General features: G+C 62.8%; 22 protein-coding genes and 1 tRNA gene. 6 read left to right on the top strand and 17 right to left on the bottom strand.

What is annotated here, in order from left to right:
• Positions 1-93 precede the first annotated feature (93 nt).
• Genes gatB through gatC form a run of 3 tightly spaced genes read right to left on the bottom strand, consistent with a single transcriptional unit; the run spans position 94 to position 3,393 of the window.
• A complete protein-coding gene (gene gatB, locus PQR40_RS11580; RefSeq protein ID WP_408484157.1) occupies positions 94-1,569 on the bottom strand; it encodes an Asp-tRNA(Asn)/Glu-tRNA(Gln) amidotransferase subunit GatB in 1,476 nt (491 codons plus the stop codon).
• Between the two features lie 5 nt (positions 1,570-1,574).
• Positions 1,575-3,062, bottom strand: a complete 1,488-nt coding sequence (gene gatA / locus PQR40_RS11575) for an Asp-tRNA(Asn)/Glu-tRNA(Gln) amidotransferase subunit GatA (RefSeq protein ID WP_408236884.1) — start codon at positions 3,060-3,062, stop codon at positions 1,575-1,577.
• Positions 3,063-3,093: 31 nt separating this feature from the next.
• Positions 3,094-3,393, bottom strand: coding sequence for an Asp-tRNA(Asn)/Glu-tRNA(Gln) amidotransferase subunit GatC (gene gatC / locus PQR40_RS11570; protein WP_095417749.1), 300 nt, complete (start codon positions 3,391-3,393; stop codon positions 3,094-3,096).
• Positions 3,394-3,773: 380 nt separating this feature from the next.
• Between gatC and PQR40_RS11565 the strand changes: the two genes are divergently transcribed.
• The 5 genes from PQR40_RS11565 to rodA all read left to right on the top strand — a co-directional run bounded on the left by PQR40_RS11565 (position 3,774) and on the right by rodA (position 10,194).
• Positions 3,774-4,817, top strand: a complete 1,044-nt coding sequence (locus tag PQR40_RS11565) for a rod shape-determining protein (protein WP_004189550.1) — start codon at positions 3,774-3,776, stop codon at positions 4,815-4,817.
• A gap of 153 nt (positions 4,818-4,970) precedes the next feature.
• Positions 4,971-6,059: a rod shape-determining protein MreC gene (gene mreC / locus PQR40_RS11560; RefSeq protein ID WP_408236890.1), complete on the top strand. Its 1,089-nt coding sequence runs from the start codon at positions 4,971-4,973 to the stop codon at positions 6,057-6,059.
• On the top strand, positions 6,056-6,568 hold the full coding sequence (gene mreD / locus PQR40_RS11555) for a rod shape-determining protein MreD (protein ID WP_408236893.1): 513 nt from the start codon (positions 6,056-6,058) through the stop codon (positions 6,566-6,568). Before mreC ends, mreD begins: the two co-directional genes overlap by 4 nt.
• Positions 6,569-6,713: 145 nt before the next feature.
• A complete protein-coding gene (gene mrdA, locus PQR40_RS11550) occupies positions 6,714-9,035 on the top strand; it encodes a penicillin-binding protein 2 (protein ID WP_408509038.1) in 2,322 nt (773 codons plus the stop codon).
• 10 nt (positions 9,036-9,045) lie between these two features.
• The gene (rodA, locus tag PQR40_RS11545; RefSeq protein WP_408236899.1) at positions 9,046-10,194 is read left to right on the top strand and encodes a rod shape-determining protein RodA; all 1,149 of its coding nucleotides are present in this window, start codon (positions 9,046-9,048) and stop codon (positions 10,192-10,194) included.
• Positions 10,195-10,456: 262 nt separating this feature from the next.
• Here the strand turns inward: rodA and PQR40_RS11540 are convergent, their stop codons facing one another.
• The 14 genes from PQR40_RS11540 to def all read right to left on the bottom strand — a co-directional run bounded on the left by PQR40_RS11540 (position 10,457) and on the right by def (position 23,340).
• Positions 10,457-11,161 carry a tetratricopeptide repeat protein gene (locus tag PQR40_RS11540; RefSeq protein ID WP_408509037.1) on the bottom strand — a complete coding sequence of 235 codons (705 nt, stop codon included), beginning with the start codon at positions 11,159-11,161 and terminating at the stop codon, positions 10,457-10,459.
• Complete coding sequence (locus tag PQR40_RS11535) at positions 11,158-11,940, bottom strand: HpcH/HpaI aldolase family protein (RefSeq protein WP_408337323.1); 783 nt, start codon at positions 11,938-11,940, stop codon at positions 11,158-11,160. Before PQR40_RS11535 ends, PQR40_RS11540 begins: the two co-directional genes overlap by 4 nt.
• Before the next feature lie 206 nt (positions 11,941-12,146).
• Entirely contained in the window at positions 12,147-12,590 is a 444-nt protein-coding gene (queD, locus tag PQR40_RS11530) for a 6-carboxytetrahydropterin synthase QueD (RefSeq protein WP_093634683.1), read from the bottom strand.
• Positions 12,591-12,599: 9 nt separating this feature from the next.
• The gene (queE, locus tag PQR40_RS11525; RefSeq protein ID WP_408509036.1) at positions 12,600-13,232 is read right to left on the bottom strand and encodes a 7-carboxy-7-deazaguanine synthase; all 633 of its coding nucleotides are present in this window, start codon (positions 13,230-13,232) and stop codon (positions 12,600-12,602) included.
• Between the two features lie 86 nt (positions 13,233-13,318).
• Positions 13,319-14,050 carry a 7-cyano-7-deazaguanine synthase QueC gene (gene queC / locus PQR40_RS11520; protein ID WP_408509035.1) on the bottom strand — a complete coding sequence of 244 codons (732 nt, stop codon included), beginning with the start codon at positions 14,048-14,050 and terminating at the stop codon, positions 13,319-13,321.
• A 440-nt stretch (positions 14,051-14,490) separates the two neighbouring features.
• A tRNA-Phe gene (locus PQR40_RS11515) sits at positions 14,491-14,566 on the bottom strand.
• A gap of 94 nt (positions 14,567-14,660) precedes the next feature.
• Positions 14,661-15,353: a response regulator transcription factor EsaR gene (gene esaR / locus PQR40_RS11510; protein ID WP_408236913.1), complete on the bottom strand. Its 693-nt coding sequence runs from the start codon at positions 15,351-15,353 to the stop codon at positions 14,661-14,663.
• Entirely contained in the window at positions 15,354-17,768 is a 2,415-nt protein-coding gene (locus PQR40_RS11505; RefSeq protein ID WP_408236916.1) for a sensor histidine kinase, read from the bottom strand. It lies immediately after the preceding gene.
• Positions 17,758-18,357 (bottom strand): DUF4390 domain-containing protein, encoded by a 600-nt coding sequence (locus PQR40_RS11500; RefSeq protein WP_408236919.1) that lies wholly within the window; start codon positions 18,355-18,357, stop codon positions 17,758-17,760. The genes PQR40_RS11505 and PQR40_RS11500 overlap by 11 nt, the downstream gene beginning before the upstream one ends.
• Entirely contained in the window at positions 18,354-19,793 is a 1,440-nt protein-coding gene (gene rsmB, locus PQR40_RS11495) for a 16S rRNA (cytosine(967)-C(5))-methyltransferase RsmB (RefSeq protein WP_408509034.1), read from the bottom strand. Before rsmB ends, PQR40_RS11500 begins: the two co-directional genes overlap by 4 nt.
• 306 nt (positions 19,794-20,099) lie before the next feature.
• Positions 20,100-20,957, bottom strand: a complete 858-nt coding sequence (htpX, locus tag PQR40_RS11490; protein WP_408236925.1) for a zinc metalloprotease HtpX — start codon at positions 20,955-20,957, stop codon at positions 20,100-20,102.
• A gap of 103 nt (positions 20,958-21,060) precedes the next feature.
• A complete protein-coding gene (locus PQR40_RS11485) occupies positions 21,061-21,702 on the bottom strand; it encodes a LysE family translocator (protein ID WP_408236927.1) in 642 nt (213 codons plus the stop codon).
• A gap of 113 nt (positions 21,703-21,815) precedes the next feature.
• On the bottom strand, positions 21,816-22,805 hold the full coding sequence (gene fmt / locus PQR40_RS11480; protein WP_408509033.1) for a methionyl-tRNA formyltransferase: 990 nt from the start codon (positions 22,803-22,805) through the stop codon (positions 21,816-21,818).
• Between the two features lie 31 nt (positions 22,806-22,836).
• Positions 22,837-23,340, bottom strand: a complete 504-nt coding sequence (gene def / locus PQR40_RS11475; protein WP_408236932.1) for a peptide deformylase — start codon at positions 23,338-23,340, stop codon at positions 22,837-22,839.
• Between the two features lie 243 nt (positions 23,341-23,583).
• Here def and dprA point away from each other — a divergent pair, with 243 nt between their 5' ends.
• Positions 23,584-24,828 (top strand): DNA-processing protein DprA, encoded by a 1,245-nt coding sequence (gene dprA, locus PQR40_RS11470; protein ID WP_408509032.1) that lies wholly within the window; start codon positions 23,584-23,586, stop codon positions 24,826-24,828.
• The last annotated feature ends 34 nt before the right edge of the window (positions 24,829-24,862 follow it).

Below are 24,862 nucleotides of genomic sequence, written 5' to 3'. Positions count from 1 at the left end.
CTGCCCCCACTTTCGTTTCCGGCAACAGCCCGTAATGGCAGAAGCTCTCGCTTCGGCCGTGGTTTTTCAACTGAGCTTTAACTCAGCGTCAACTCAGGACAGCTTCTTCTTGAGCAGTTCGTTCACCTGCGCCGGATTGGCCTTGCCCTTGGTCGCTTTCATCGCCTGGCCGATCAATGCGTTGAACGCCTTTTCCTTGCCGGCGCGAAATTCCTCAACCGACTTCTGGTTCGCGGCGAGCACTTCGTCGATGATCGCTTCCAACGCGCCGGTGTCCGAAATCTGCTTCAAACCCTTCGCTTCGATGATGCGATCGGCGGCGGCTTCGTCGGTGGCCTTCTCTTCCCAGATCGCGAGGAAAATTTCCTTGGCGATCTTGTTCGAGATCGTGCCGTCGGCGATACGTTGCAGCAGCAGCGCGAGTTGCGCCGACGAAACCGGGCTATCGGCAAAATCCACGCCTTCGCGATTCAGTTGCGACGACACTTCACCCATCAGCCAGTTAGCCGCGACCTTGGCCTGAGCCGGGCCGACCTTGAGCACAACGGCTTCGTAGTAAGCGGCCATGGCCTTGCTCGACGTCAACCCATTGGCGTCGTACGGCGTCAGGCCGTATTGCGTGACGAAGCGCTGTTGAATCGCTTCCGGCAGTTCCGGCATCTCGCTCTTCACGCGCTCGACCCATGCCGCGTCGATCACCAGCGGCATCAGATCGGGGTCGGGGAAATAACGGTAATCGTGCGCGTCTTCCTTGCTGCGCATCGAACGCGTTTCGCGCTTGTCCGGATCGTACAGACGCGTTTCCTGCACTACCGTGCCGCCGTCTTCGATCAATTCGATCTGACGACGCACTTCGTACTGGATCGCTTCTTCGAGGAAGCGGAACGAGTTCAGGTTCTTGATCTCGGCACGCGTGCCGAATTCGGCCTGACCGACCGGCCGCACCGATACGTTCGCGTCGCAACGGAACGAGCCTTCCTGCATGTTGCCGTCGCAGATGCCCAGCCACGTGACCAGCGTGTGCAGCGTCTTGGCATACGCAACCGCTTCCGCCGCGCTGCGCATTTCCGGCTCAGTGACGATTTCGAGCAGCGGTGTGCCGGCGCGATTCAGGTCGATGCCGGTCATGCCTGCAAAGTCTTCGTGCAGCGACTTGCCCGCGTCTTCTTCGAGGTGAGCGCGCGTCAGGTTGACGACCTTCTCGTACGCTTCCTTGCCCGCCTTTTCGTTAGCCGGGACCTGAATCGTCACCTGGCCGCCCTGCACGACGGGTATTTCGTACTGGCTGATCTGATAGCCCTTCGGCAGATCGGGGTAAAAGTAGTTCTTGCGCGCGAAAATGCTGCGCGACGCGATGGTCGAGCCGATTGCGAGGCCGAATTGAATCGCGCGCTCGACAGCGCCACGGTTCATCACCGGCAGCGTGCCCGGCAATGCCAGATCGACGGGGCATGCTTGCGTGTTGGGTGCCGCGCCGAATTGCGTGGGGGCACCCGAAAAAATCTTCGAAACGGTCGACAGTTGCGCGTGGGTCTCCAGACCGATCACGACTTCCCATTGCTTGGCCATGGTGCTCACACTCCTGCCGGTGCTTGACGATGCCAGTCGGTCGCGCGCTGGAACGCGTCGGCCACTTGCAGCATCCGGGCTTCATTGAAATAGTTGCCGATGATCTGCAGACCCACCGGACGCTGCGCATTCGCGCCCGCGCCGAAGCCGCACGGCACGCTCATGCCCGGCAAGCCGGCAAGGCTCACCGACAGCGTGTAGATGTCGGCCAGATACATCTGCACCGGGTCGTCGCCCTTTGCGCCGAGGTCCCATGCCACCGACGGCGCGACCGGTCCCATGATCACGTCGCACTGCTTGAACGCTTCCTGGAAATCCTGCGCGATGATGCGGCGAATCTTTTGCGCCTGCAGGTAGTACGCGTCGTAATAGCCGTGCGACAACACATACGCGCCCACCAGAATGCGGCGCTTCACTTCCGGGCCGAAACCTTCTGCACGCGACTTCTTGTACATGTCGAGCAGATCGCGGTATTCCGACGCGCGATGGCCGAAACGAACGCCGTCGAAACGCGACAGGTTCGACGAAGCTTCCGCCGGCGCGATCACGTAGTACACCGGGATCGACAGTTCGGTTTTCGGCAGTGAGACTTCCACCAGCGTTGCACCCAACGCTTCGTACTGCTTCAGCGCAGCGTCGATCGAGGCGCGCACGTCGTCGGCGAGGCCTTCACCAAAGTACTCTTTCGGCAGGCCAATACGCAAGCCGGCGAGCGGTTTGTCAGCGCCGCCGTCTTTCCACGGCTTGCCGATGTGACGCGTGAAGTCTTCGTCTTCACGCGTCAGGCTGGTCGAATCGCGTTCGTCGAAACCGGCCATGGCGTTGAGCAGCGTCGCGCAATCCGCGGCGTTTTGGGCCATCGGTCCGCCTTGATCCAGCGACGACGCGAACGCGATCATCCCGTAACGCGAGACGCGCCCGTATGTCGGCTTGATGCCGGTGATGCCGGAGAACGACGCCGGCTGACGGATCGAGCCGCCGGTATCCGTGCCGGTTGCAGCGGGCGCGAGGCGCGCAGCAACCGCAGCCGCCGAGCCGCCCGATGAACCGCCCGGCACAGCCTTACGATCCCACGGATTCTGCACGGGACCAAAGTACGAATTCTCGTTGGATGAGCCCATCGCGAACTCGTCCATATTGGTCTTGCCCACGCACACCATGCCGGCGCTCTGCAGGCGCGCGACAACCGTCGCGTCGAACGGACTCTCGTAGTTCGACAGCATCTTCGAGCCGGCGGTGGAGCGCCAGCCCTTGGTGACGAACACGTCTTTGTGCGCGATCGGCAGGCCGACCAGCGGGCCGGCGTGGCCGGTATGCAGCAGCGCGTCCGCGGCTTTCGCCTGCGCGAGCGTGAGCTCCGGGTCGACCTGAATGAACGCGTTCAGGCTGTTGGCCGCTTCGATCCGCTTCAGATACAGCTGCGCCAGTTCGACTGCGGAGCATTCCTTGGCCGCCAGTGCGGCGCGCAGTTCGGTCAAGCTTTTTTCATGCATTGCGTTTTATCCTGAGCTTTATTCGCGGGTCTTACTCGATCACCTTCGGCACCAGGTACAGGCCGTCCTGAACGGCCGGCGCCGGGCGCTGGAAAGCTTCGCGTTCGACCGTTTCGGTCACCGCGTCGTCACGCAGGCGCAGCGCGACGTCTTCGATCTGCTCGATCGGATGGGCAAGCGGGGCAATGCCGGTGGTATCGACCGCCTGCATTTGCTCGACAAGGCCGAAAAAATCGTTGAGCTGGACAAGCGTGTGCTCAGCGTCGGCGTCGGCCAGTTCGAGTCGCGCGAGGTGCGCGATGCGTTTAACATCGGTCAGGGTCAGAGCCATGCAGTCACCGGAAAATGTGGTGGACCGCCGCAGCGGGGGAAAACAACGCTGCGACAGCGGGTTACGACACTGGAGGAAGGCCTCGAAAAAAGGGGCCAGCGGTGGCAAAAAGTGCCTTCCGTTTCCTTCAAAACATCCAAAATTATAAGGTATCATTACGCGTTCGACCCAAACCCGGACCGACTTAACAAGGCCTTTCTGAACAATTCCCAAAGATAGTTCGGATTTTTCTGACCAGGCCTTGCTCCGGCCTCCGGTAGACTCCCTCGCAGCTTCAAGTTCCTGTGGCGCCGCTTCCGCCCGGTTGAAGCTGTTATTTTTTCCGCTGCCGCCCTGCGCATACTTTGCGAGGCCCGGCCCCAAGCGAGACAGGATTTTGAATGTTCGGCTTTTTGCGCAGCTACTTCTCCAACGATCTGGCGATTGACCTCGGCACTGCCAACACGCTTATCTATATGCGTGGCAAGGGTATCGTCCTTGATGAACCGTCGGTGGTCTCGATCCGCCAGGAAGGCGGTCCCAACGGTAAGAAAACCATTCAGGCAGTCGGCAAGGAAGCCAAGCAGATGCTTGGCAAGGTGCCGGGCAACATTGAGGCGATCCGCCCGATGAAAGACGGCGTGATCGCCGACTTCACCGTCACCGAACAGATGATCAAGCAGTTCATCAAAACTGCTCACGAATCGCGCATGTTCTCGCCGTCACCGCGCATCATCATTTGCGTGCCGTGCGGTTCGACCCAGGTCGAGCGTCGCGCGATCAAAGAAGCGGCGCACGGTGCCGGCGCTTCGCAGGTTTACCTCATTGAAGAACCCATGGCCGCTGCAATCGGCGCCGGTCTGCCGGTTTCGGAAGCAACGGGCTCGATGGTCGTCGACATCGGCGGCGGCACGACTGAAGTCGGCGTGATCTCGCTCGGCGGCATTGTGTACAAGGGTTCGGTGCGCGTAGGCGGAGACAAGTTCGACGAAGCCATCGTCAACTATATCCGCCGCAACTACGGCATGCTGATCGGCGAGCAAACCGCCGAAGCCATCAAGAAAGAAATCGGCTCCGCGTTCCCGGGTTCCGAAGTCAAGGAAATGGAAGTGAAGGGCCGTAACCTGTCGGAAGGCATTCCGCGCAGCTTCACGATTTCCAGCAACGAAATTCTCGAAGCCCTCACCGATCCGCTGAACCAGATCGTGTCATCGGTGAAGATCGCGCTCGAACAAACGCCGCCGGAACTGGGTGCGGATATCGCCGAGCGCGGCATGATGCTTACGGGTGGTGGCGCACTGCTGCGCGATCTGGACCGTCTGCTCGCCGAAGAAACCGGCCTGCCGGTGCTCGTCGCCGAAGACCCGCTGACCTGCGTTGTGCGCGGCTCGGGCATGGCGCTCGAACGCATGGACAAGCTGGGCAGCATCTTCTCGTACGAGTAAGCGAGCCCGTCTCCATGTCAGTAGCGCGGATCAGGCAAACGGCCCCTCGTGGGCCGGTTTGCCGTTGGCTGGGCCTGCCAGCCTCCGCGCGCTGAACGCGCGTCCCTCGCGCGCCGCCGTCTCACCCAACCGCTCACGCCCCCGGCGCCGACCATGGAATACAGTCCGCCGCCCCTGTTCAAGCAAGGCCCGTCCGCTCTCGCACGGCTGGTGTTTTTCGTCGTGCTGGCGCTCGCCCTGCTGATCTCCGATGCACGCTTCAAGACGCTCGAAATCGTTCGCGGCGTGCTCGGCGCGGGTCTTTATCCGTTGCAACGCGCAGCCCTCGTGCCGCGCGACATCTTCATGGGCGCTGCCGACCTGGCCGTGACCAGCGCCACATTGCGCCACGAGAATGACACGCTGCGCACCAAAGATCTTCAGCTCTCGCAGCAAGCCAATACGGCCGCCGAACTAGCCGCCGAAAACACCCATTTGCGCGCGCTGCTGCAACTCTCGCAACGCTCGACCACGCAATCACTGCCCGCTGAAATCCAGTACGACACGCGCGATCCGTTCACGCAGAAGGTCGTGATCGGCCGCGGTGCGCAGCAAGGCGTCCAGGACGGTTCACCAGTCGTCAATGAAGACGGCGTGATCGGTCAGGTTACGCGCGTGTTCCCGCTGCAAGCCGAAGTCACGCTGCTCACCGACAAAGACCAGGCGGTGCCCGTACAGATCGTGCGCACCGGGTTGCGCAGCGTAATTTACGGCACGCCGAAGGGCGATACGCTCGATCTGCGCTTCGTGCCGATCAGCGCCGACGTACAAACCGGCGACGAACTGGTCACGAGCGGGCTCGACGGCGTTTACCCGCCGGGGTTGCCGGTCGCCAAGGTCGTGCGGGTCGACAAACAGGCCGATACGGCGTTCGCGCGCGTGATCTGCTTGCCGGTTGCACCCGTGCGCGGCGCGCGTCAGTTACTGGTGCTGCACTATGTGAATAATGTGCCGCCGCGTCCAGCGGAAGAGCCCGATGCGGCCACGGCCGCGAAAGACGCCAAAGCGAAAAAGGGTGGCAAACCCGCGGACAGCAAGGCCGCGGCGGATAAATCTGCGAAGCCTGCTGAAAAGCCGGCCGCCAAACCCGCCGAGAAAACGCCCGCCAAGCCCGCCGCGGCGGAGAAGAAGGCCACCGCCGAGAAGAAACCGGCCGCAGACAAGAGCGCGAAGCCGCACGCCACGCCGGGGACCCAGCCATGAACCGTCCGCAATACATCCTGCAGCCGGTCAATCCGTACTTCATCGCGTTCAGCCTCGCCGCGGCGTTCCTGCTGAACCTGATGCCGTGGGGGCGCCTCGCCGGTGTGCCGGACTTCGTGGCGCTCGTGCTGCTGTTCTGGAACGTGCACCAGCCGCGCAAAGTCGGCATGGGCATCGCGTTCTTTCTCGGCATGCTGATGGACGTGCATAACGCCAGCCTGCTCGGCGAACACGCGCTGGCGTATACGTTGTTGTCGTACGGCGCGATTACGATCCATCGCCGCGTGCTGTGGATGTCGCTCGGCGTGCAGACCTTCGCGGTGATGCCGCTGCTGGTCATTGCGCAGCTGGTGCCGTTCGTGATCCGTCTGCTGACGGGCGCGGCGTTTCCGGGCTGGAGTTACCTGATCGACGGCTTTGTCGAAGCCGCGCTCTGGCCGGTCGCCAGCATGCTGCTGTTGATGCCGCAGCGCCGTCCTGCCGATCCGGACGATACGCGGCCGATTTAATCACCTATCGAGCGCGCCGGCCGTTCGTTCCGATGGAACCCAGGTACCCGGCCCGCTCGACGCGCATCGCTGTTCATGCCTCCTGGCTCCGGCCGGATTGGGCGCACACTCATGATGGCCGTCAGACGGCTTTTTGCAAAATCGCATGACCGAATTCAAGGACACTCAGCAACAGCTCTCGAAGTTCCGCCTGCGGGTCGCGGCAGCGGGCGTGTTCGTGTTCGTCTGCTTCGGGCTGATCGGCTTCCGCTTCCTGGTCCTGCAAGTCTGGCATTACAGCAAGTACTCGCTGCAAGCCGACGAAAACCGCATCTCGGTCGCCCCGATCGTGCCGAACCGGGGCATCATCACCGACCGTAACGGGGTGGTGCTGGCCAAGAACTACTCGGCGTATACGCTCGAAATCACACCGTCGAAGCTGAACGACACGCTCGAAAACGTGATCGACAACCTGGCCACCGTGGTCTCGATCGATGCTCGCGACCGCCGCCGCTTCAAGAAACTGCAGGAAGACTCGAAGAATTTCGAGAGCCTGCCGATCCGCACCCGTCTCACCGACGACGAAGTCGCGCGCTTCACTGCGCAACGCTTCCGCTTTCCGGGCGTGGAAGTGCGCGCGCGCCTGTTCCGCCAATACCCGCTCGGACCGACCGCGGCGCACGTGATCGGCTATATCGGCCGGATTTCACAGCGCGATCAGGACCGTATCGACGACGCCAGCGATCAGAACGACAGCGATCCGGACCACTACGATCCGCGCCTCGACGCGAACAACTACAAGGGTACGGACTACATCGGCAAAATCGGCGTCGAGCAGAGCTATGAAACGGAACTGCACGGCCAGACCGGTTTTGAGGAAGTCGAAGTAACTGCGGGCGGCCGGCCCGTGCGCACGCTGTCACGCACCCAGGCAACGCCGGGCAATAACCTCGAACTATCGATCGACATCGGCCTGCAGCAGGTCGCCGAACAGGCGTTTGCGGGTCGCCGCGGGGCGCTGGTCGCGATCGAACCGGCAACCGGCGACGTGCTCGCGTTCGTGTCGGCGCCGAGCTTCGATCCGAATTCGTTTGTCGACGGCATCGATCAGCAGACCTGGGACGAGCTCAACAACTCGCCCGACCATCCGCTCCTGAACCGCCCGCTGCACGGCACCTACCCACCCGGCTCGACCTACAAGCCGTTCATGGCGCTCGCCGCCCTGACGCTCCATAAGCGCACGCCGGGCTGGGGTTTCCAGGATCCGGGCTCGTACACGTTCGGTGGCCATACGTTCCGCAACGACGTGCGCTCCGGCCAGGGCTGGGTCGACATGAACCGCGCGATCGTGGTGTCGAACGACACGTATTTCTACATGCTCGCGCACGATCTCGGCGTCAACGCGATCGCCGGCTTCATGAAGCCGTGGGGCTTCGGCCAGATCACCGGCATCGACATTTCGGGCGAAGCGCGCGGCATCCTGCCGTCGACGGACTGGAAGCGCAAGGCGTACCGCAAGCCCGAGCAGCAGCGCTGGTATGAAGGCGAAACGATCAGTCTGGGCATCGGCCAGGGCTACAACTCGTTCACCATTCTCCAACTCGCCCATGCCACCGCCACGCTCGCGAACAACGGCGTCGTGATGAAGCCGCACCTCGTGCGCGACATCGAGAATCCGATTACGAAAGATACGCGCCCGGTCGTACGCGATCCGAGCGACAAGATTGCCGTGAAGCAATCGGACATCGACATCATCAAGCGCGCGATGGAAGGCGTCGTGACCAACGGTACGGCGTCGAAGGTATTCATTGGGGCACCGTATCTGGCCGCCGCCAAGACCGGCACGGCACAGGTGTATTCGTTGCAAGGCGCAAACTACAAAGGCCACGCGATCGCCGAACATCTGCGCGACCACGCGTTGTTCATTGCGTTCGCGCCTGCCGAACAGCCAAAGATCGCGATTGCGCTGATCGTCGAAAACGGTGGCTGGGGCGCGGAAGCGGCCGGTCCGATCGCACGTCGTGTGCTCGATTACTACCTGGTCGGCAAGAACAAGCCCGGCGCTGAGGCGGCAGCTGTCGCAGCAGCGGCCTCGGCGACGCAGGATGCGTCAGCGCCTGAAGTGGGTGGCGCACCGACGCCACAGGACGCGGCACAACCGGTTAAGGTCGCAGCGGGCTTCACGGCACTGCCGATGCCGGGCGCCGCCTCGGCCGCGGCGGCGGCTTCTGTTGCCGCGGCCGCATCGGCTCCGTCCGCTGCATCGACACCTACGGCTGCGGCGGGTGCATCCGGCGCGTCGACCGCTGTCGCCACACCCGCGTCTGCCTCTGCCGCTGCAAAGAACCCAACGCCGCGTAAATCCGGCGTCCCGCACAAACCCCGCCCGAGCAGCGAGCCGGCGCCTACCGCCGCCGCCCCGTCGCGGGATGACGGCATTCAGCCTACGTCGCCACGCCAGCCGGTTTCCGGCGGCATCGACGAGTAAGGAGAAAGGCATGCAATTCGACAAGCGCGCCTGGCTCGACCGCATCAAGCGGATGTTCGTGGGCTTCGACCGGCCGCTCGCCCTGATCGTGTTTCTGCTGCTGTGCGTCGGCATCGTCACGCTATACAGCGCGACGCTGGACATGCCCGGCCGGGTGGAAGACCAACTGCGCAACATCATGCTGACGTTCGTGCTGATGTGGGCGCTGGCCAACGTGCCACCCACCACGCTGATGCGTTTCGCGGTCCCGCTCTATACGTTCGGGATCGCGTTACTCGTTGCGGTGGCGCTGTTCGGCCTCACGCGCAAGGGTGCCAAGCGCTGGATCAACGTCGGCGTGGTGATCCAGCCGTCGGAAATTCTGAAGATCGCCACACCGCTGATGCTCGCCTGGTACTACCAGCGCCGCGAAGGCGTAATGCGCTGGTACGACTTCCTGGTTGGCTTCGTGATCCTGATTGTGCCGGTCGCTTTGATCGCCAAGCAGCCTGACCTTGGCACCGCCGTGCTGGTGTTCGCGGCGGGCTTCTTCGTGATTTACTTCGCGGGGCTGAGTTTCAGGCTGATCGTGCCGGTACTGATTGCCGGCGTGATCGCGGTTGGCTCGATCGCGGCGTTCCAGGACAAGATCTGTCAGCCGGAAGTGCAGTGGCCGCTGATGCACGATTATCAGAAGCACCGTATCTGTACGCTGCTCGATCCGACGTCCGATCCACTCGGCAAGGGTTTCCACACGATCCAGGCGGTGATTGCAATCGGCTCGGGTGGCCCGCTCGGCAAGGGCTGGCTCAAGGGTACCCAGGCGCATCTGGAGTTCATCCCCGAGAAGCACACCGACTTCATCTTCGCGGTGTTTTCCGAGGAATTCGGGCTGGCGGGCGGGATCGTGCTGCTCACGCTTTATATGCTGCTGATCGCGCGCGGTTTGTATATCGCGGCCAACGGGGCGACGCTGTTTGGGCGGCTACTGGCCGGATCGTTGACGATGGCGTTCTTCACCTACGCGTTCGTCAACATCGGCATGGTGAGCGGGATCTTGCCGGTGGTGGGCGTGCCGTTGCCATTCATGAGTTACGGCGGCACCGCGCTGACTACGCTGGGGGTTGCGATTGGCCTCATCATGAGCATCGCGCGGCAGAAGCGGTTGATGCAGAGTTAGAGCGAGCAGGACTTAGACTGCGGAGATGAACGCAGCAGGGTGCAAAATCAAAAACCCTTCCGCTAAAAGAAGTCCCATCGGTCGTCCACAACGAAACGACGATCCGGCTTCCTCGAAACGGCCGTAGCCGATCCGCGAAAGCGGACCACGGAACGAAGGCCGAATAAACAAAAGGGGCGTACCGTCAGAACTGTTCCTCAAAAGCACGGACACGTGTCCAACTTTTGGGGTGCGGTACACGTCAGGAGCGCCCCTTTTTCATCTACTGCGGCTTCACTTCCTTCTGATCCCGCAGTTGCGCGCTCAGTTGCTGATACTTGAGTTTCGCCGCCGGGTCACCCTGTGCGGCGGCTGCCGCGTAATACGCGCGCGCCACGTTCAGGTTCTTGTCCACGCCGTCGCCACCGCGTTCGTAGAACGAGCCGGCGACGTACTGCGCGGTCATATCGCCGCCTTGCGCGGCCTTCTTGTACCAGACGAACGCCTGCTGGTTATCGCGCGGAGTGCCGCGGCCATCGAGGAACTGGTTGGCCAGCGCGAGTTCCGCCTGTATGTGCCCCTGCCGCGCGGCCTTCAGGAACCACCGATGCGCCTCGACCGGATCACGCCCGACGAACTCGCCGTCGTCGTACATCTTCCCGTAGACATACTGCGCGTGCGACATGTTGGCGTCGGCGGCTTTGCGCAACCACTTCTTGCCTTCGTCGACATTGGCTGCGGTGCCCTCACCGTTGAGCAGCATCATCGCGTAGTTGAACTCGGCAAGCCGGCTGCCGCGCTCCGCGGCTTTACGGAACTCGGCAAGCGCTGCGCCCAGATTGCCGGCGTTGTAATCGGCGACCGCGGTTTGCGTCTCCGGATCGTTCGACTTCGCGACGCGGCTGTCCTGCGCATACGCCGTCACATTCGCCATCAAGGCCGCTGTGACCGCCAGGCGCACCACGACGCACTGCACCATCCCCTTCATGTCCTCACCTCCTGCAACGCCTGGCGGGTCGCGCGCAACATCCACATGACGTCGGCGGCCAAGGCGATAAAACGAAAACCGGCATCACGATGCTGCTTTGCACTCGCGACATCCATAGCAAAAATTCCCGTGGCGATACCGGCCTTGTCGGCGGCGCTAACGATGCGCGCCATCGCGGCCTGCACCTCGGCATGTTTCGAATCGCCAAGGTGACCGAGGCTCGCCGCGAGATCGGCCGGTCCGACAAACAGGCAATCGACGCCCGGCGTCGCCGCAATCTTCTCCACTTCCTGCAAGCCGCGCGCCGACTCGATCTGCACGATGCTTGCGATCTGTGCGTTGGCGCTCTGCACGTAGTCGCGCCGCATGCCGTACGCAGCCGCCCGCACCGCGCCGGCGACGCCACGCTGACCGTCAAGCGCATCGGCGGTCGGATACTGCGTCAGACGCACGGCGTGTGCCGCCTCCTCGGCGGATTCGATATTCGGGAACATCAGCGTGCGCGCGCCGGCGTCCAGCACACGCTTGACGAGCCACGCTTCGCTGGCGGGCACGCGCACGACCGGCTCGCTAGGCAGATGCGCTGCGGCGATCGCGCGCAATTGCGACGTGACATCGCCGCTATCGTTAGGCGCATGCTCCATGTCGATCAGCAGCCAGTCAAAACCGGCGTGCGCGAGCGCCTCGGCCGAGGAATCGCTGCCGAGCGAAAGCCATAAGCCGAACAGCGGATCGGCCTCTTTCAGACGTTGCTTGAGGGGATTCGTGAAGGTACTCATTGCCGCGCTCCCTGGCGCTGAGATACAGCGCCTGAAACACGGTTGAGGGTGCTGACGTGGCGGAACAGCTCAACGCCAGGGCCATGACGGCCTGAATGCCTGCTGCGACGCAATGCGGTGACCGGCATGTCTCGCTCCGTGTGGTTATCGGAGCGATCATACCGTGACAATAACGTGGGGGTTAGGCCACGAGGTTGACCCGGCGTTTAGTCGCGAACGACGTCGGCCCAGCAGTTCGGTGTCTCGAACAGACGCACCTTATGCAGACGCAGATTCACGCCGTAATGCGCGTCGTAAACGTTCGCGAGGATGTCGAACGCGACGGCGGCGAGATTTTCGACGGTGGGGATGCGATCGAGCACGACCGTCTTGTGCCCCGCCATCGTTTCCAGAAAGCCGCGCACCTGCGTATCGCCTTCGTAGACGAGAAACGCGTGGTCCCACTTATCGACCAGATGCTCGACGGCGAGCGACTTCACGTCGGCGAAGTCCATCACCATGCCGCGATCCGGCGCGCCTTCGGTGTCGACCAGATCGCCTTGCAGCGTGATTTCGAGCACGTAGCGATGGCCGTGCAGATTACGGCACTGGCTGCGGTGATCGGGGATGCGGTGGCCCGCGTCGAATTCGAGTTTTCGTGTAATCGTCAGCACGGCAAATCAGGGAATGTTCAGATACTTGTGGGTCTGCATCGACAGGCGCCATTGCGGATGGCGTTTGCACCAGTCGATCGCGAGCTTCGTGTTGAGCTCGCGCGACGGGCCGTCCATCGGCTGGACGAGGAAATACTCGAAGTCGAGCTTCGCATACTCGGACAACCGCTGGTTGTCCTGCGGAATCACGACCTTCAATTCGTTGCCTTTGGTGACGACGAGCGGCGCGTCGGCCTTCGGGCTCACGCAGATCCAGTCGATCGTCTCGAGCACCGGCAGCGAGCCGTTAGTCTCGATGGCGATTTCAAAGCCGGCGGCATGCAGCGCGTCGACGAACGGCTGGTCGATCTGCAGCATCGGTTCACCGCCAGTGCAGACCACGAAACGCTCGCCTTCGCCTTCCGGCCATTGCGACGCGATCATCTGCACCAGTTCTTCGGCGGTGCGGTACTTGCCGCCGTTCTCGCCGTCAGTACCGACGAAGTCCGTATCGCAGAAGCGGCATACCGCCTCCGCACGATCTTCTTCGCGGCCCGACCACAGATTGCAGCCGGCGAACCGGCAGAACACGGCCGGACGACCGGCATTCGCGCCCTCGCCCTGCAATGTGTAGAAGATTTCCTTGACCGCGTACGTCATGCTGCTTTCTGCCTTGTATTCCTGAAAATGATTGCCCGCTGGCGCACCGTTTGCGCGATGCGCCAGCGTCAGTGCGTGTCAAACCGTCAGACTGGTTCGGTGACCTTTTCGCCGGCCAGATAGGCTTCATAGCCCCGCTTGCGCAAGCGGCACGCCGGGCATTCGCCGCAGCCAAAGCCCCATGCATGCAGTTCGGCGCGCTCGCCAACATAGCAGGTATGCGTTTCGACGCGCACCAGCTCGACGAGTTCGTCACCGCCAAGCTCATGTGCGAGACGCCACGTGTCGGCCTTGTCGAGCCACATCAACGGCGTTTCGAGCAGGAAGCGCGTGTCCATGCCGAGGTTCAGCGCGACCTGCAACGCTTTCATCGTGTCGTCGCGGCAATCGGGGTAGCCCGAAAAGTCCGTCTCGCACATCCCGCCGACCAGCACTTGCAAACCACGCCGATACGCGATGGCCGCCGCGATCGTCATGAACATCAGATTGCGGCCAGGCACGAACGTATTCGGCAAACCGTTGGCAGTGGCGTGAATCTCGATTTCGCGCGTCATCGCGGTGTCGCTGATCGAACCGAGTACTGACAGATCGACCATGTGATCTTCGCCGAGCCGGTCGGCCCATGCAGGAAATGCCTGTACGACTGCGTTGCGAAACCCTTCGCGACATTCGAGCTCGACGCGGTGCCGTTGACCGTAATCGAAGCCTAGCGTTTCGACCGTTTCATAACGTTCGAGGGCCCAGGCGAGGCACGTGGCGGAATCCTGGCCGCCGGAAAACAGCACCAGAGCGCTACGTTTAGCGTCTTTGCGGATCACCGTGAAACTCCGTGAATGATGAGTGCCACGTCGCGCTGCGCGAAGTGCGCCATGCAAGCAACGCGGCGCGACGCGTGCCGGCACTGCTGCCGGCCCAAAGCAGTATAGGCCGCGCCTTCCACATGCAGAGTCGCTGGGCGCTTATACCGTTAATCGTCGGGCGAAGGGTTCGGCGCCTGTTGCGGCCTCGCTGTCTTGCGGCAAAGTGCGCAGAAGGTCCAGCTTCAGGATGCGAAAAGACGTGTTTAGCGCGGTGGCATACCAGCCGAACCTCGACCGCGCGCTCGCATGCAAGTCCTTGAACTGGCGCGATTTTATCACGCGATGCCAAACGCCGCCGAGCACGCCCTACCGCCACGGCAAGCAAGCCCCACTGCCGCGAATGCCTGTCAGAAAAAGGAAAAGCCCCAGGAATCTTGCGATTTCCTGGGGCTGAATCCTGGTGGCCTGGGACGGAATCGAACCATCGACACGCGGATTTTCAATCCGCTGCTCTACCAACTGAGCTACCGGGCCAACGAAGAACGAAATGATATCAAAGGGTCAGCAGTGCGGCAAGCCCCTTCTCGAAAAAATCTGGCGGCCCGGACCTGCACGCACGGCGCGCCGTTCACTCCCCTTTGTTCTTGCCAAGATCGACGCCGAGCTGCTTGAGCTTGCGATACAAGTGCGTACGCTCCAGCCCGGTCTTCTCCGCAACGCGCGTCATGCTGCCATTCTCGCGCGCGAGGTGATATTCGAAGTAAGCGCGCTCGAACGCATCGCGCGCGTCGCGCAACGGAATGTCGAATGAAATCGACGCCGTTTGCGCAGCCAACGCGCCGCTGCCCATGCCATCCGACGACAGCATCGGCAACGCAGCCGCCGAGGCCACTGCGGAAGCGCTGACCGGCAACGCCGGCTTCGCCGCCGCGCCGCCCGGCGCACCGGCCGCCGCGTTGCCGCGAGCGAGGCCCTGCTCGACCGCCTTCAGCAGTTTCTGCAACGCGATCGGCTTCTCGAGAAAATTGAGGGCGCCGATTTTGGTCGCTTCGACCGCCGTATCGATGGTTGCATGACCGGACATCATGATCACCGGCATGGTCAGTTGCCCTTGCGCGGCCCACTCCTTGAGCAGGGTCACGCCGTCGGTATCGGGCATCCAGATGTCGAGCAGCACCAGGTCCGGCGCCTGGCGCAAGCGGAATTCGCGCGCTTCCTGCGCATTTTCCGCAGCTTCCACGACATGCCCCTCGTCGCTCAGGATCTCCGAGAGCAATTCCCGGATGCCCATTTCATCATCTACCACCAGGATGGTTGCCATTTACGCTGCCCTTGTCTGCACTGTTGCTTTTGTCATTCCCTGCGCCGCATTGCCATGCGCCGCCCGCGGCCCTGCTCCAGGTGCCGCGGCATCGTCTGCCAGTTGAAGGAAGAGGATCGAGATCTGCGCGCCTTCAATCACATCGCCCGCTTTCATGCGGTTGCGAATGTCGATCCGCGCGCCGTGTTCGTCGACGATCTTCTTGACCATCGCGAGACCGAGACCTGTACCTTTGGCCTTGGTCGTCACGTAAGGTTCGAATGCACGTGTGAGGATACGCGCGGGAAAGCCCGGTCCGTTATCCGACACTGTCAGACGCACCGCGACGCGTACTTTGCCTTCAGCGTCGGGGTCTCCGTATTCTACTGTCCTCGTCTCGAGCAACACACGTGGTTGTTCGACGTCGGCCACGGCATCCTGCGCATTCTGCAGCAAGTTGTGAATCACCTGACGCAATTGCGTGGCGTCGCCGCGAATCGCCGGCAAGTCCGCGAGTTCCACCTGAATCGCGCCCTTGCCTTCCTCGATACCGTACAACGTCAGCACTTCGCTGACCAGTTCGTTCAGTTGCAGATGCGCCAGCACCGCCGGCGGTGTGCGCGCATAGTCGCGGAAATTGTCGACCATCTGCTTCATCGCCGCGACCTGGTTGACGATGGTGGTCGCGCCGCGCTTCAACACATCGGCATCCGATGGCGACAGCTTGTCAGCGAGCTTCATCTGCAAACGCTCGGCGGAGAGCTGGATCGGCGTGAGCGGGTTCTTGATCTCGTGCGCGAGACGCCGCGCCACTTCGCCCCAGGCGATCGAACGCTGCGCGGAGATCACGTCCGAAATATCGTCGAACACGACGACGTAGCCGGAGGTCTGCATATCTTCCGCATCGCGATCAGTGGCGGACACAAGACGCGCGCCGCGCACAAGCAAGGTGAGCGGCTCGGTTTCGCCCGGCACCTGCACCGAGAACTGCTGCTGCCAGTGGCCGCGGTCGTCGTGACCGTCACCGCTCGCGGCTTCGCGATCGGCAAACGCCTTGCGCACCATCCCGCCGAATTCGATCAATACGCCAATCTGCTCTAGCGCCGAACCCAGCACTTCCTGGAACTGCTGGCGGAAGATGCGCTCGGCGCCGCGGTTCGCGGTGGTGAGACGGAACTGCCGGTCGAATACGAACACACCCGCGGTCAGGTTCGCAAGAATGCTTTCCAGATAGGCCTTCGAATGCTCGAGCGCGATGCGGTTGTTCTCGACCGCCGCGCGCGCTTCGGACAACTGCCGCGTCATCGCATTGAACGACTGCGTAAGGAAGCCCAGTTCGTCACGCGACTTGATTTCGCGCTTTGGCGTGTAATCGCCCTCCGTCACCTCCTTGGTGCCTTGCGCGAGCAGGAACAACGGCCGCGCGAGCTGATTGCCCAGCGCGAGCGCCAGCATCATCGCAATGAAGGTGGCAAGGAACAGCGCAAGCGTCAGCGTGCCGATGTACATCTTGCGCAAGCCGGTGCGGCCCAGCGCCTTTTCCTGATACTCGCGATAGGCTCGCTGCACCGCGTCGGCATTACGCGCGAGCGACGGCGACACCGGCTGCGTGAGTTGCAGAAAGCGTTCAGTGGGCTGCAACAGCGACGCATTCGAATCGGGAATGCGCTGCACGATGCGCAGCCGCAGCACACCCTTGCTGCCATGCGCATGCGGATCGCCGTCGACTTCTCCTTCGATCGCCGCATAGCCGCGGCCGCGCGCCTGATCGATCATCAGCGGCGTGGGCAGGTCGTTCGGCACAAGCGTGGCGTAATTGCCGGATGCCTGCGCGACCACATGCATATCCGGCGTCGCGCCCGACATGCTGCGCGTGGGTTCGACGATCGTCGCATCCTGCACGCCGAACTGATCGCGCAAACGCAGGAGCGTGAGCGTCGTACCGGCGGCGTCCGCGCTCGCCAGTTGCTCGGACATCAAGCGGCCCTTGGTCTGCAGATCGGACAGCGACGCGTCGAGCATGCCGCGGCCCAAATTCAGGCCCGAGGTCAATGCGGTTTCGACATTCACGTCGAACCACGATTCGATACTGCGCGACACGAACTGGTACGAGACGACGTAAATGATGCCGCCCGGCACCACACCAACCAGCGCCATAAAAAACGCGAGTTTCGCTAACAGCCGCGTGCCGAACTTACCTTTTCGAAGCCGGGCAATGATGATGATGACGAGCGTCGCCACCACCAGCAAAAAGATCATCGCGACCGCGAGGTTGGCCGCATACAGCCACTGGTAATAGCGGTCGAAGAATTCGGTGTTCGCACTCGCCGCTGCAAGCAGCACGAGCAGCAGCACGGCCGTCACGGCGACCGTGGACACCAGCACGCGCACGACGATGCTGCTGACGCTGGTGGCTCGGCGCACTCTATTTAGCACGTTCGGTCACCGTGAAGGTAAAGCGCTTCCACTCGGACGAGAGGTTCCAGTCGCGGTTGTTCACCGCGTCGATCTGGAACGGCTTGGGCATCAGCGCGATGTCGAGTTGCGTGCGCACCGACGCCGTGTACGTCTCCCCGGCATGCACCTGGTTGCGGTCGATGACATGCCACGACGTGATGTGCTTGATCACCGCGAGCGCGTCTTTCAGCGTGGTAAAGCCGAGCTGCAACCCACCCGACGATACGCTCGAGACACGATACTCACGTGTGAGCGGCTGGAATGAGAGGCGAATGCTCTGCGACACGCTCACCGGCTGCTCGTCGAACCAGTACCAGCGCGGCCGGCTCAGTTCGAAGTCCGTTGTGAAGTACAGCGGAATGCCTTTGTTGACGGCGTCTTCGAGATTGCTGTTCAGGTCGAAGTCGAAACGTGCGTCAAGGCTCCAGCCGGTGTTGTCCGATTGCAGCGACGCGCGCTGCACCGCGATCGAATCGGCATATGCCGCGCCTGGTGCGGTGAGCCACATGGCCAGCACGATCCAGAACACGGCAGCGAGCCGAAGCGGGAAGAAGCGTTTGATGGTCACCGTTTCTGGAAGCGCGCGTAGAAAAATCCGTCGTGGTCTGAGTTCGAGCCGGCGCTATCTTCAGCGGCGTGTCCGGCATGGGAACCGGCCGATGTGTCGGCGGGCGCGCGGGCAGCTGAGGGTAAAAGTTGCCCCGGCGCGTCCAATCGTACCGCATCCTGATACTTGTTTCCAAACCACTGCGCCTGCAACTCGCCTTCTTCGGGAAAGATCGAGCACGTAACGTAGAGCAACTCGCCGCCCGGCTTCACGAGCGGCCATAGCGCGTCGAGAATGCGGCGCTGCCCGGCGACCAGCGCGGGAATATCCGACGCGCGGCGCAGCCAGCGAATATCCGGATGGCGCCGCACGATGCCCGAGGCCGAGCACGGCACGTCGACCAGAATGCGATCGAACGGCTGGTCGATGTCGTCGTGCCATTTTGCCGGCGCACCCGCGTCGCCGATACGCACTTCCGCTTCGAGCTTGAGCCGCCGCAGATTTTCACCGATGCGGCGCGCGCGCGACACGTCGCTTTCAAGCGCCACGAGCTGCAGGTTGGCGAGTTCGAGCAGGTGGCCGGTTTTGCCGCCAGGCGCCGCGCACGCGTCGAGCACGCGCATGCCGTCACGCACGTCGAGCAGTTGCGCGGCAAGCTGCGCGCCGGCGTCCTGCACGGACACAACACCGTCGTTGAAGCCGGGGATGCGGTCGACCGGCATCGGCGTAGCAAGCATGACGGCATACTCGCCGGCTTTGCTCGCAGGGATGTGATGGTCCTGCAGCACTTGCAGATAGGCGTCGACCGTCGAGCGGCGTGCGTTCACGCGCAGCGTCAGCGGACCTTGCGTATTTCCGGACGCGAGCACCGCTTGCCATGCCTCGGGCCATGCGTTTTTGACCGCATCGATCCACCACATCGGGTAGTTCCAACGCGCGACTTCGTCGGCTTGCGCTGCGTCCAGCAGCGCCTCGCGCTCGCGCAGGAAATTGCGCAGCACGGCGTTGACGAGGCCCTTTGCGAACGCAAACTCACGACGCGCGGCGATGGCGCCCACCGCCTGATCGACGACCGTGAACGGCGCATAGGCGGCGTTCGCTTCATCGTCGACGAGCAAGGCGAACGCGCAGGCAAGCACATGCCCGACATGGGGCGGCGGCGCCTTTTTCACCAGCTTCGCGATCAGCCACTCGGCGGTCGCCAGACGCCGCATGGTGCGATACGCGATGTCCTGCACTGCGCCGCGCGCAGCGGCGGCACTCCCCTCAGCCGAGCAGACGAACACAGATTGCAGCGCCGCCGGCAAGGCCGCGCCAAGGCGCACGGCCCCGACCACCTGGCCCGCGCAGTCGAGCGCGAAACCGAGCGACTCGGGCGCGAGATGCAGCATCGACAACCGGGATTCGCGCGGATGCGCCGATGGGGAAGCAGAACGCGAAGAAGGCTTTGGAGTCATGAAAAAGGCAAAAGCAGGCCACGCGGTGCGCGCGACGCAAACAGCACACATTGTAGCGTGGCCCGGGACTGGGGCCGCCGAGGGCGAATGACAGCCCACGGCCTTAGTCGCAGCAACGGGTGCTGCAAGCAATAGGGCAAGGACCTGCCGAGGAGGGCAAGCGACGCAACGCGAACTGCACCTGAGGCGAAAAGGCCCCGCATTGGCCGTAGCCAGGCGCGCCGCTACTAGCCTAAATCCCCCGCGCTCAAACAAGAAAGGCGAGCCCGCAGACTCGCCTTTCTTCACGCCACGTAGCGCTGTTTTTTACTCGAAGCGCCCCGTGCGCGCCATTTCCATCAAACGCGCGACGCGTTCCTCGGTGGCCGGGTGCGTCGAGAACAGCTTCGCGACGCCGCCACCCGACAGCGGATTCATAATCATCATCTGCGCGGTGGCCGGATGCTGCTCGGCCGCGGGGAAGGGAATCCCGCTCGCGTAACGATGGATCTTGTCGAGCGCCGAGGCGAGCGCCTGCGGGTCGCCGGAAATCTGCGCGCCGCCACGGTCCGCTTCGAATTCACGCGCGCGCGAAATCGCCATCTGGATCAGCGCACCGGCGATCGGCGCGAGCAACGCGACAGCGATGCCGGCTATCGGGTTCGTCGAACGGCCGTTTTCGTCGCGGCTGCCGAAAAACATCGCGAAATTCGCCAGTGCGGAAATAGCGCCGGCCATTGTCGCCGAAACCGTGGAGATCAGGATGTCGCGGTGCTTCACGTGCGCCAGTTCGTGCGCCATCACGCCGCGCATTTCGCGCTCGGACAGCACGCGCAAGATGCCGGTGGTGGCGGCGACGGCCGCATGCTCCGGATTACGGCCGGTGGCGAACGCGTTCGGCGCGTCTTCGTTGATCAGGTAGACGCGCGGCATCGGAAGATTAGCGCGCGTGGAGAGTTCGCGCACCATGCGGTAGAACTGCGGCGCACTGTTTTCGTCGACTTCCTGCGCGTTGTACATGCGCAGGACCATCTTGTCCGAGAACCAGTACGAAAAGAAATTCATCCCAAGGGCGATCACGAGCGCGATCATCATGCCGCGCGACCCGCCGATCATCCCGCCGATCACGATGAAAAGGGCAGTGATCGCGGCCATCAACATCGCGGTTTTGACCCAATTGAACATGTCTGCAACTCCTTGCCCTAACGCGGGTTCATATCTGCGCCGCATGATCGCGGCGACCGATTGTAAGCTAAACGTTAGATATGGGCGCGCGAGGAAAATTCAATCATCTTGATGCGGTGGCGAGCTTGATGCCCAAGCTCACGAATGCGCTGCCGACGCCGCGATCCAGCCACTTCTTCATCGACGGCTTGCCGGAGAAGCGCCGGGTCACACTGCCGGCAATCCACGCGACAAAACTGTTCCAGATCATGCTCATCACGACAAATACCCCGCCGAGCGTGAGGAACGCCAGCGCCTTATGATCGCTGCCCGTCGTGACGAATTGCGGAAAGAACGACACGAAGAACAGCACGACCTTGGGATTCAGCACATTGGTCCAGAAGCCTTGCAGGAACAGCTGACGCAGCGATTTCGGCGCGCCGGCAGCGCGCGCTTCGCCACCCGCCTGGTCTGCCGCCGGCTTCGCGAAAATCAGGCGCACGCCGAGATACATCAGATAAATAGCGCCGACGAACTTGATGACGGTGAACGCGGTGGCCGAAGCGGCCAGCAGCGCCGTCAAGCCGAACGCACAAGCAAGCGAATGAACGCAGCAACCGGCGGAGATGCCGAGCGCGGACATCAGACCTGCGCCACGGCCCTGAGCGACGCTGCGCCCGACGATGTAAGCCGTATCGGGACCGGGCGTCACATTCAGTAGAAAGACCGCGACGACGAAAAATTCGAAATGGGTGATGCCAAACATGGGGATCCTCGAAACACAAGCTGCTGCATAGAGGATTCTAACGCGCCGCGAGCCGGGGGCGGGTGCCTTAAATATCGGCCGAATGGGGGATGTTCAAGACATGCGCAAGGCGGTTATTTTGCTTCGGGAAGCTGGAAACGCTGACCTGCGGCCAGCGTTGCGCCGGCCAGGAATTCGCGTACCGGCAAGCGCTTACCGCCCGGCTTTTGCAATTGCGTGAGACGCAGCGCGCCTTGACCGCAGGCGACCACGACGCCCTCGGGAGAGACCTCGGTGATGACGCCGGGGGCGGTTGCGTTGCTTTGCGCTTCAACTGGAACCGCTGCCCAGATCTTGATCGACGTGCCGTCTTCCAGCGTCCCCACACCGCCGGGGAACGGGTCGAACGCGCGCACCTGACGTGCGAGGGCTGCGGCCGGCTTACGCCAGTCGAGCGCAGCCTCGTGCTTGCCGATCTTTTCCGCGTAAGTCACGCCATCCGCCGGTTGCGGTGTTGCCGTCAGTTTGCCGCTGCGCTCGAGTTCGATCAGCGCTTCGACGATCAGCCTCGCGCCGTCTTGTGCGAGACGGTCGTGAAGGGTGGCCGTGGTGTCGACGTCGGAAATCGGCGTGCGCGCTTCGGAGATCATCGCGCCGGTGTCGAGTCCGGCGTCCATTTGCATCAGCGTGATGCCGGTTTCCGCGTCGCCCGCCTCGATCGCGCGATGGATCGGCGCGGCGCCGCGCCAGCGCGGTAACAACGAAGCGTGAATGTTGATGCAGCCCAGCGGCGGAATATCGAGCACTTCCTGCGGCAGGATCAGACCGTACGCGGCCACGACCATCACGTCGTGCGGCGTGGCGCGCAGTTGATCGATCGCGGCTGCCGCTTCAGCCGGATACTTGCCCGTGCGCCGCAACGAGGGCGGTTGCGCGACCGCAATTCCATGCTCCTGCGCGTAACGCTTAACCGCGCTCGCCTGCAATTTCATGCCGCGTCCAGCAGGCTGATCTTGCCGGGTCAGCACGAGCGGCACCGGAAAACCGGCGCTATGGATCGCGGCCAGCGCGGCCGCAGCGAACTCCGGCGTACCGGCAAAGATGACGCGCAACGAATGACTCATGAACGGGGGCAGTAGGCGAGGTGGGCGCGCATTACATCGCGTGGGCGAGCTTCTTCATCTTGCTCTTGATGCGCGTCTGCTTCAGTGATGACAGGTACTCGACGAACACGCGGCCCATCAGATGATCCATTTCGTGCTGGACACAAACCGCCAGCAGCCCTTCGCAGTCCATCTCGAAGATTTCGCCCTTCGCGTTTAACGCCCGAACCCGCACCTGCTCGGCGCGCTCGACGTTGTCGTAAATGCCCGGCACCGAGAGGCAGCCCTCTTCCGACAGCTTCTTCTCGTCGCTCGACCAGACAATTTCAGGGTTGATGAACGCGAGCAGTTCGTCGTGCGTTTCTGACACGTCGATCACGATCACGCGTTCATGCACGTCCACCTGGGTCGCCGCGAGGCCGACGCCGGGCGCCGCGTACATCGTTTCAGCCATGTCGGCGACGAGCCGGCGGATGCGGTCGTTGACCACTTCGACCGGCTTCGCAACCTTGTGCAGCCGTTTGTCCGGGTAATTGATGATGTTCAGTAAAGCCATGATCTTGAGTGTGTTTTTAGGCGCCGCTGACCGGTGTAAGACTCGCGTTAGCCGTTTGGCCAGGTTGTGGGCACATCGCGTTACGCAGAGGATAGATGGTGTCGAACCGGTTCGATTCAACGCGCCACATGCGCTAAACGACGAGCCCGCGCGGGTGGGCGCGGCGCTGCAGTTATTTCGGATGATGAAAATTTTAGCATGGCGCCCGCCTGCCCGCTGGCCCTGTAAGAGGATCGACTTTCAATGCGCACCTTGCCAGCAACCGATATTGAACTTGCCGCCTGGCTGCGGCTTTCGCTCGCGCCGGGGCTGAAACCCGCCGCCCTGCGCTTATTGCTAAGCGCTTTTGGACTGCCGGAAGCGATTTTCAATCAATCGCTCGAGGCACTTGCCGGGATCGCGGGCGAGACTGCGGCGCGCGCTGTGCTGGCACCACCCAGCCCAGACTTCGAGGCGCAACTCGACGCGGCGATCGCATGGTGGGCGCTGCCCGGCAACCACGTGGTGACACTCGACGATCCTGCTTACCCTCCCGCGCTACTCACCATGCCCGATCCGCCGCCGCTACTATATATAAAGGGCCGGCTGGATTTGTTGCACACACGGGCGATCGCGCTGGTGGGCAGCCGCAGCGCGACGCCGCAAGGCGTTGAAGACGCGGAGCGTTTCGCACGTGAGCTTTCGCAAGCCGGCGTCACTATCGTGTCGGGGCTGGCGCTGGGTATCGACGGTGCCGCACATCGGGGCGGGCTGGAAGGCGTCGGCGGCACGGTAGCCGTGATCGGCACCGGCGCGGACCTCGTGTACCCGGCCGCGCATCATGCGCTAGCGCGGCAGATTGCGGCGCAAGGGGCGATCCTTTCGGAATGGCCACTCGGCACGCCGGCGCGCGCCGCAAACTTTCCGCAGCGTAACCGCCTGATCGCAGGCCTTGTCAGCGGAGTTGTGATCGTCGAAGCCGCAATGCGCTCGGGCTCGCTGATCACGGCTCGGCTCGCCAACGAAATGGGACGCGATATCTTCGCATTGCCCGGCTCGATCCATGCGCCCTTATCCCGCGGTTGCCATCGAATCATCAAGCAGGGCGCCAAGCTGGTGGAAACGCCCGATGAGGTGCTCGAGGAACTAGGCTTTGCCACGCCCGTGGCTGCGAAAGCCGCCAGCAAACAGGCGGTGCGTCGGAAAAGCGCGGGCTCAGAGCATGCATCGGCAGCGATCCAGTCCGAATTGCTGGCGGTCCATGCCCCGACATCAGTTCAGCCCGAATTGGCGGCGGGGCCTGCATCATCTTCAGCCCCGCCGGCCATGAGCGCGGAAGCGCTGCAACTCCTCGACGCACTGGGCCACGCCCCCGCCACGCTTGAAATTCTTGCCATCCGCACCGAGATGGGGGACGCGGCGTTGCAAAACACGCTGTTGCAACTCGAACTCGCCGGCCAGGTGACCGCGCTGCCCGGCGGCCGCTTCACGCGAGCGACCCATGGCTGACCCCGCATTGACCAGGGTTGACCACGATCCAGGA

This window comes from Paraburkholderia sediminicola, assembly GCF_046026855.1.
GTDB lineage: Bacteria > Pseudomonadota > Gammaproteobacteria > Burkholderiales > Burkholderiaceae > Paraburkholderia > Paraburkholderia sediminicola_A.
This window is presented reverse-complemented; position numbering and strand designations above follow the sequence as displayed.

Excerpts from the sequence above, each read along its gene's own strand:
- gatB (WP_408484157.1), bottom strand. The coding sequence starts at position 1,569 with ATGGCCAAGCAATGGGAAGTCGTGATCGGTCTGGAGACCCACGCGCAA.
- queE (WP_408509036.1), bottom strand. The coding sequence starts at position 13,232 with ATGACGTACGCGGTCAAGGAAATCTTCTACACATTGCAGGGCGAGGGC.
- gatA (WP_408236884.1), bottom strand. The coding sequence starts at position 3,062 with ATGCATGAAAAAAGCTTGACCGAACTGCGCGCCGCACTGGCGGCCAAG.
- PQR40_RS11535 (WP_408337323.1), bottom strand. The coding sequence starts at position 11,940 with ATGAGTACCTTCACGAATCCCCTCAAGCAACGTCTGAAAGAGGCCGAT.
- dprA (WP_408509032.1), top strand. The coding sequence starts at position 23,584 with ATGCGCACCTTGCCAGCAACCGATATTGAACTTGCCGCCTGGCTGCGG.
- mreD (WP_408236893.1), top strand. The coding sequence starts at position 6,056 with ATGAACCGTCCGCAATACATCCTGCAGCCGGTCAATCCGTACTTCATC.
- rodA (WP_408236899.1), top strand. The coding sequence starts at position 9,046 with ATGCAATTCGACAAGCGCGCCTGGCTCGACCGCATCAAGCGGATGTTC.
- def (WP_408236932.1), bottom strand. The coding sequence starts at position 23,340 with ATGGCTTTACTGAACATCATCAATTACCCGGACAAACGGCTGCACAAG.
- rsmB (WP_408509034.1), bottom strand. The coding sequence starts at position 19,793 with ATGACTCCAAAGCCTTCTTCGCGTTCTGCTTCCCCATCGGCGCATCCG.
- gatC (WP_095417749.1), bottom strand. The coding sequence starts at position 3,393 with ATGGCTCTGACCCTGACCGATGTTAAACGCATCGCGCACCTCGCGCGA.
- fmt (WP_408509033.1), bottom strand. The coding sequence starts at position 22,805 with ATGAGTCATTCGTTGCGCGTCATCTTTGCCGGTACGCCGGAGTTCGCT.
- PQR40_RS11565 (WP_004189550.1), top strand. The coding sequence starts at position 3,774 with ATGTTCGGCTTTTTGCGCAGCTACTTCTCCAACGATCTGGCGATTGAC.
- mreC (WP_408236890.1), top strand. The coding sequence starts at position 4,971 with ATGGAATACAGTCCGCCGCCCCTGTTCAAGCAAGGCCCGTCCGCTCTC.
- mrdA (WP_408509038.1), top strand. The coding sequence starts at position 6,714 with ATGACCGAATTCAAGGACACTCAGCAACAGCTCTCGAAGTTCCGCCTG.
- PQR40_RS11485 (WP_408236927.1), bottom strand. The coding sequence starts at position 21,702 with ATGTTTGGCATCACCCATTTCGAATTTTTCGTCGTCGCGGTCTTTCTA.
- htpX (WP_408236925.1), bottom strand. The coding sequence starts at position 20,957 with ATGTTCAATTGGGTCAAAACCGCGATGTTGATGGCCGCGATCACTGCC.
- PQR40_RS11540 (WP_408509037.1), bottom strand. The coding sequence starts at position 11,161 with ATGAAGGGGATGGTGCAGTGCGTCGTGGTGCGCCTGGCGGTCACAGCG.
- esaR (WP_408236913.1), bottom strand. The coding sequence starts at position 15,353 with ATGGCAACCATCCTGGTGGTAGATGATGAAATGGGCATCCGGGAATTG.